Annotated in this window: 4 protein-coding genes and 2 riboswitches; all 4 genes read left to right on the top strand. The window is 68.2% G+C overall.

What is annotated here, in order from left to right:
* Positions 1 to 76: 76 nt before the first annotated feature.
* A riboswitch (glycine riboswitch) is annotated at positions 77 to 171 on the top strand.
* 1 nt (position 172) lies between these two features.
* Positions 173 to 271, top strand: a riboswitch (glycine riboswitch).
* Positions 272 to 325: 54 nt separating this feature from the next.
* The 4 genes from ACNPM4_RS09745 (at position 326) to ACNPM4_RS09730 (ending at position 6,654) form a co-directional block, all read left to right on the top strand.
* Complete coding sequence (locus tag ACNPM4_RS09745; RefSeq protein ID WP_448985531.1) at positions 326 to 1,525, top strand: glycine cleavage system aminomethyltransferase GcvT; 1,200 nt, start codon at positions 326 to 328, stop codon at positions 1,523 to 1,525.
* Positions 1,522 to 1,899, top strand: a complete 378-nt coding sequence (gcvH, locus tag ACNPM4_RS09740; RefSeq protein WP_029262915.1) for a glycine cleavage system protein GcvH — start codon at positions 1,522 to 1,524, stop codon at positions 1,897 to 1,899. The genes ACNPM4_RS09745 and gcvH overlap by 4 nt, the downstream gene beginning before the upstream one ends.
* A 61-nt stretch (positions 1,900 to 1,960) precedes the next feature.
* Positions 1,961 to 4,813 carry an aminomethyl-transferring glycine dehydrogenase gene (gene gcvP, locus ACNPM4_RS09735; RefSeq protein ID WP_448985533.1) on the top strand — a complete coding sequence of 951 codons (2,853 nt, stop codon included), beginning with the start codon at positions 1,961 to 1,963 and terminating at the stop codon, positions 4,811 to 4,813.
* Positions 4,814 to 5,028: 215 nt separating this feature from the next.
* On the top strand, positions 5,029 to 6,654 hold the full coding sequence (locus tag ACNPM4_RS09730) for a peptide ABC transporter substrate-binding protein (protein ID WP_448985530.1): 1,626 nt from the start codon (positions 5,029 to 5,031) through the stop codon (positions 6,652 to 6,654).
* Positions 6,655 to 6,680 lie beyond the last annotated feature (26 nt).

Raw genomic sequence — 6,680 nt, 5'->3', positions numbered from 1 at the left:
TTCGAACGCGCGTCCCCGGAATCCGGCGCCAGGGACCGGACCGGCTAGACTGAACCCACAATTGAAGACAGGCCGAATGAACCACGCGGGAGAGCCCCGGCGAACGCAGCCGGGCACCGAAGGAGCAAGCCTCCCCGCCAATCTCTCAGGTACGCGTACCGCGCGGTTCCGGCCACTCTGAAAAGCGATCCCGCGAGACTGCGGATCCGCCGACGGTGAAAACCCCGCCTCCGTGCACGGGTGAAGCTCTCAGGCCTATGACAGAGGGGGAGTTCCGAGGAGCGGCGATGCCGCCGTTCCGCCCGTAACAGCCCGGGAGAACTCCATGTCCGACCCCCGCTACACCCCGCTGCGTGAACGCCATGAGGCGCTCGGCGCGTCGTTCACCGACTTCGGCGGCTGGCAGATGCCGGTGCGCTACACCTCCGACCTCGCCGAGCACCATGCCGTGCGGAACGCCGCCGGCATCTTCGACATCTCGCACATGGCGGAGTTCCTCGTCACGGGCGAGAAGGCAGCGGAGTTCCTCGATTTCGCACTCGCCGGCCGCATCTCCGCGATGCCGGTGGGCAAGGCGAAGTACTCGCTGATGCTGGCCGCGAACGGCGGCATCGTCGACGATGTCATCGCGTACCGGTTGGCGGACGACCGCTACCTCGTGATCGCGAACGCCGGCAACCGCGGCTTCGTCGACTCCGCGTTCGCGAAGCGCGTCCGCGATTTCCCCTCGCTCATCGAGCGCGAGCTGCCACCGCTGACGCCGGGGGAGGACCGCAGCTTCGCCGGCTTCCTCGGCGACCGCGGCGTCGATGTGGAGGATGTGTCGGACTCCTACGCGCTGCTCGCGGTTCAGGGGCCTGCCGCCGAGGCGATCCTCGCTGCGACCTCCGGCATCACTGAGCTCAGCAGTCCCTGGGCCGATCAGAAGTACTACGCGTGGGCCGACGCACGTTTCCTCGGAGAGCCCCTGCTCATCGCCCGCACGGGATACACGGGCGAAGACGGCTTCGAACTGCTCGTCTCTGCTGCTGACGCGCTCGCACTGTGGGACGCACTGGTCTCGGCAGGCGAACCGCACGGGCTCGTGCCCGCCGGTCTCGCGGCGCGCGACACCCTTCGCCTCGAGGCGGGCATGCCGTTGTACGGGCACGAGCTGAGCCTCGACACGCTGCCGGCACAGGCCGGACTCGGACGCGTCGTCGTAACGGCCAAGGATGAGTTCGTCGGCAAGGAAGCGCTCGCCGCCGTCGAGCGGGCCAGCGCATCCGACGCCCCCGTGCTGGTCGGCCTCGTCGCCGAGGGCAAGCGCGCCGGCCGCGCCGGCTATGCCGTCGTCGACGGCGAAGGGGAGAAGCTCGGCGAGATCACCAGCGGAGCCCTCAGCCCTACTCTCGGCCATCCGATCGCGATGGCCTACGTGCACCCTTCTTCCGCCGAAGAGGGAACAGCAGTATTCCTTGATGTGCGGGGGACGAAGATCCCCGCGACCGTGACCGCCCTGCCTTTCTACCGGAGGACCAAATGACCGACCTCGCCGCCCTCAGCTACACCGAAGAGCACGAGTGGATCGCCGCTGACGGCGACACCGTGACCATCGGCATCACCGACTACGCCGCCGAGAAGCTGGGTGACGTCGTGTTCGTCGAACTCCCCGCCGTCGGCACCGAGGTCACCGCCGGCTCCGTCGTGGGAGAGATCGAATCCACGAAGTCGGTGGGCGAGCTCTACGCGCCGGTCACCGGCACCGTCGTCGAGATCAACGACGCAGCCGTCGATGATCCGTCGCTCGTCAACGCGGCACCGTTCGAGGGGGGGTGGCTGCTCAAGGTCACCGTCGCCGCCGGTGCGCTCGACGGTCTGCTGGACCGCGACGCCTACGTCGCGCTGACGGAGGGCTGATTCACCAGTGGTCACTTTCGCCGATCGTCACATCGGACCCACGGATGCCGCGCAGCGCACGATGCTCGCTGCCCTCGGTCTCGACACCGCCGGAGCGGACGACGCGCTGAGCCCGGTCGAGGCGCTGATGCGTCAGGCCGTGCCGGCGTCGATCTACACCGGACCGTCTCCCGAAACCGAGGGTGGGACGCCGACTCGCATCCCCGCGGCAGCGAGCGAGACCGAGGCGCTCGCAGAGCTGCGGACCCTCGCGTCCCGCAACACCGTGAACCGCCCGATGATCGGCCTCGGCTACTACGGGACCATCACGCCGCAGGTGATCCAGCGCAACGTGCTGGAGAATCCGTCCTGGTACACGGCGTACACGCCCTACCAACCGGAGATCTCGCAGGGTCGGCTCGAGGCTCTCATCAACTTCCAGACCATGGTCTCCGACCTCACCGGTCTCACCACGGCCAACGCCTCGATGCTGGACGAGTCCACGGCCGTCGTCGAGGGGATGCTGCTGGCGCGGCGCGCCTCCAAGTCGGCGTCGAACGTGTTCGCGGTCGACGCCGACGCACTGCCGCAGACCAGGGCGATGCTCGCGACCCGCGCGGAAGCCCTCGGGATCGAGATCGTGTCCGTCGACTTCGCCGCGGGGGAGGAGCTGCCCGGTGATCTCTTCGGTGTCTTCGTCCAGTACCCGGGCGCATCGGGTCGGGTCTGGGATCCGTCCGCCGTGTTCGACGCCGCGCACCTCGCCGGCGGACTCGCCGTCGCAGCGGCTGATCTGCTCGCGCTCACACTGATCGCGTCGCCCGGGTCGCTGGGCGCGGATGTGGCCGTCGGCACGACGCAGCGCTTCGGAGTGCCGATGGGCTTCGGCGGGCCGCACGCCGGCTACATGGCCGTCCGCTCCGGCCTCGAGCGACAGCTCCCTGGCCGTCTCGTCGGGGTGTCGGTGGATGCCGACGGCAAGCCCGCGTACCGTCTCTCTCTGCAGACGCGCGAGCAGCACATCCGCCGTGAGAAGGCGACGTCGAACATCTGCACCGCCCAGGTGCTGCTGGCCGTGATGGCGGCGATGTACGCGGTCTATCACGGCCCGGATGGGCTCCGTGCGATCGCGTCGGAAGCAGCCACGAAGGCGGCGCTGCTCGGTACCTGGCTCGCAGAGGCGGGCGCCGAGGTCGTGCACGACGCGTTCTTCGACACGGTCACGGTGCGGGTGCCGGGGCGTGCGGCCGAGCACGCCGCGCAGGCGCGCGACGGATACGGCATCCTGCTCCGCGTCGTCGATGCCGACACGATCGGCATCTCGGTCGATGAGACCACCACGGTGACCGAGCTGCATCAGGTGGCGATGGTCTTCGGTGGCGCGCAGGAGCGTGCGTTCGGCTTCCTGCAGCGTGGCAGCAACGCCCTGCCGTCGGACCTGGGGCGTCAGGACGAGTACCTCACGCACCCGGTATTCCACGCACATCGCAGCGAGACCGCCATGATGCGGTATCTGAAGAGCCTCGCCGACCGCGACTACGCGCTCGACCGCGGCATGATCCCGCTGGGCTCCTGCACGATGAAGCTCAATGCGGCCACCGAGATGGCGGCGATCACGTGGCCCGAGTTCGCGGGCATCCACCCGTTCGCTCCGGCGGCCGATGTGCAGGGCTACCTCGAGCTCATCGATCAGCTCGAGGGTTGGCTCGCCGAGGTCACCGGGTACGACGCGGTCTCGCTGCAGCCGAACGCGGGCTCACAGGGCGAACTCGCGGGGCTGCTCGCGATCCGCGGCTACCACCACGCCAACGGCGACCAGCATCGCACGATCTGCCTGATCCCGTCTTCGGCGCACGGCACGAACGCGGCGTCGGCCGTCCTCGCAGGCATGAAGGTCGTGGTCGTGGCGACCGACGAGCTCGGCAACGTCGACCTCGACGATCTGCGCGCGAAGATCGCGCTGCACGCCGACGACCTCTCGGCCCTGATGATCACCTACCCCTCCACGCACGGCGTGTACGAGGAGCAGGTGGTCGACATCACCGCAGCCGTGCACGACGCGGGCGGGCAGGTCTACGTCGACGGCGCGAACCTCAACGCGCTGCTCGGCTACGCGCGGTTCGGCGACCTGGGGGGCGACGTCTCGCACCTCAACCTGCACAAGACGTTCGCCATCCCGCACGGCGGCGGCGGCCCCGGCATCGGTCCGGTGGCGGCGAAGGCCCACCTCGCGCCGTTCCTGCCCTCGCACCCGCTCGCCCAGAGCGCGGAGCACTTCGGCGGGTACACGTTCGAGGGCGGTGTGATCTCCGCAGCGCCCTACGGCTCTGCCGGGATCCTGCCGATCTCGTGGGCGTACGTGCGGATGATGGGTGCCGACGGACTGCGTCGCGCCACCGCGGCAGCCGTGCTCTCCGCGAACTACATGGCAGAGCGACTCGGCGCCCACTTCCCGGTGCTCTACACGGGCGAGAACGGGCGGGTGGCTCACGAGTGCATCCTCGATCTGCGTCCGCTCAAGGAGGCCACCGGCATCACGGTCGACGACGTCGCCAAGCGCCTCATCGACTACGGCTTCCACGCGCCGACCATGTCGTTCCCGGTCGCGGGCACGTTGATGGTCGAGCCGACCGAGTCGGAGGACCTCGACGAGATCGAGCGCTTCATCGAGGCCATGGTCATGATCAAGGCCGAGGCGGAGGGGGTCGCCGCCGGTCGCTGGCCGGCCGACGACAACCCGCTCGTGCACGCGCCGCACACCGCGGTCTCGCTCATCGCGGGGGAGTGGAACCACGCGTACTCGCGGGAAGAGGCGGCATACCCCGTGCGCGCCCTCGTCGCAGGCAAGTACTGGCCGCCGGTGCGACGCATCGACCAGGCGTACGGCGACCGCAACCTCGTCTGCGCCTGCCCGCCGGTGGAGGCTTTCGCCTGAGTCGGATGCTCATGTGAGCACACGGTGCTGCACCCCTGTTGTGGGTGCGGCGCCGTCTCTCTTTTCCCGGTGTTTCGGCCTTGTTACGTATGGTCACCACTCAGTAACAGTTCGTTAGCTGAGGGCGGGGGCGACGCGGGTGCGGGTTACGCTCAGGTATCCCTGCCTGCTCGATGGTGAGCGCGCAGAATCCCCGTGTCCACAGGAGGACAAAAGTGAAAAGAAACAGGACTGCCCTCGCGGGCACCGCTCTGCTGGCCGTCGGCGCGATCGCGCTCGCAGGCTGTGCATCCGGCGGCGACAACGGCAGTGGTGAAGAAGGCGGCGAAGCGTCGACCGGAATCGTCACGGTTCAGAGCAACGAGCCTCAGAACCCGCTCCTCCCCGCCGTGACCAACGAGGGCGGCGGCGGACTCGTTCTGCAGAACATCTTCGCCGGTCTCGTCTACTACGAAGCCGACGGCGCCCTCGCCAACGACCTTGCCGAGTCGATCGAGTCGGAAGACAACCAGACCTGGACCATCAAGATCAAGGAGGGTGAGAAGTTCAGCGACGACACCCCCGTGACCGCGGAGTCCTTCGTCGAGGCATGGCAGTACGCCGCCTCCGACCCCGCCTTCGAGAACCAGTGGTGGTTCGCCAACTTCTCCGGCTACAGCGCCGACGCCGTGAAGGAAGACTCCCTCGCTCTCGAGGTCGTCGACGACACGACGTTCACGGTCGAGCTCGCCGCTCCGCAGTCGGACTTCCCGACCACTCTGGGCTACCAGGTGTTCGCGCCGCTCCCCGAGTCGTTCTTCGATGACCCTGAGGCGTTCGGCCAGGCTCCCGTCGGCAACGGCCCGTACGTGCTCGACAAGTGGGAGCACGACTCCGTGATCTCGCTGCTCCCGAACGAGAGCTACGACGGTCCCCGCAAGCCGCAGAACGGTGGAGTCGACTTCGTCAGCTACGCGACCGCCGAGGCTGCGTACACCGACCTGCTCTCGGACAACCTCGACGTGATCAACCCCGGCGTGCCGCCGACGGCTCTGGCCACCTACAAGGACGACCTGGGCGACCGCGCCGTCGACCAGCCGGCCGCGATCTGGGAAGGCCTGACCATCCCGGCACGCCTCGCTCACTTCGGCAACGACGAAGAGGGCAACCTGCGTCGTCAGGCCATCTCCTACGCGATCGACCGCGAACAGGTCACCGACGTGATCTTCGAGGGTACCCGCACGCCGGCCGTCGACTTCACCTCCCCGGTGATCGCGGGCTGGAACGACGAGATCGCCGGTTCCGAGGTCACGCACGCCGACGCCGACAAGGCGAAGGACCTGTGGGCTCAGGCCGACGCCATCGCCCCGTGGAGCGGCACGTTCACCATCGCGTACAACGCCGACGGTGGACACCAGCCCTGGGTCGACGCGGTCACCAACCAGCTCAAGAACACGCTGGGCATCGACGCCGCCGGTCAGTCCTTCCCCGACCTGGCGACGCTCCGCGAGGAGATCAAGAACCGTTCGCTGAACGCGGCGACGCGTTCGGGATGGCAGTTCGACTACCCGGGTGCGTACAACATCCTGGGCGCGCTGTTCATCACGGGTGCCGGTTCCAACGACGGCGACTACTCGAACCCCGAGTACGACGAGCTCGTGCAGAAGGGCTCCACGGCGCCGTCGGTCGAAGAGGGCAACAAGCTCTTCGAGCAGGCGCAGGAGGTCCTGTTCACGGACCTTCCCGTCCTGCCGCTCTGGTACCGCTCGACCAACGCCGGTTTCTCCACGCTCGTCGACAACGTCGAGTACGGCTGGGACAGCTGGCCGATCGTGTACGAGATCACCAAGGCCGGCGAGTAACACTCCCGCTCTGATCTGAACCCGGC

The organism is Microbacterium umsixpiens (assembly GCF_053543675.1).
The sequence above is the reverse complement of the archived record's forward strand: the minus strand, read 5'-3'. Positions and strand labels throughout refer to the sequence as shown.

Bases quoted from the DNA above. Each gene is read 5' to 3' on its own strand.
- ACNPM4_RS09745 (WP_448985531.1), top strand. From the start codon at position 326: ATGTCCGACCCCCGCTACACCCCGCTGCGTGAACGCCATGAGGCGCTC.
- gcvP (WP_448985533.1), top strand. From the start codon at position 1,961: ATGCTCGCTGCCCTCGGTCTCGACACCGCCGGAGCGGACGACGCGCTG.
- gcvH (WP_029262915.1), top strand. From the start codon at position 1,522: ATGACCGACCTCGCCGCCCTCAGCTACACCGAAGAGCACGAGTGGATC.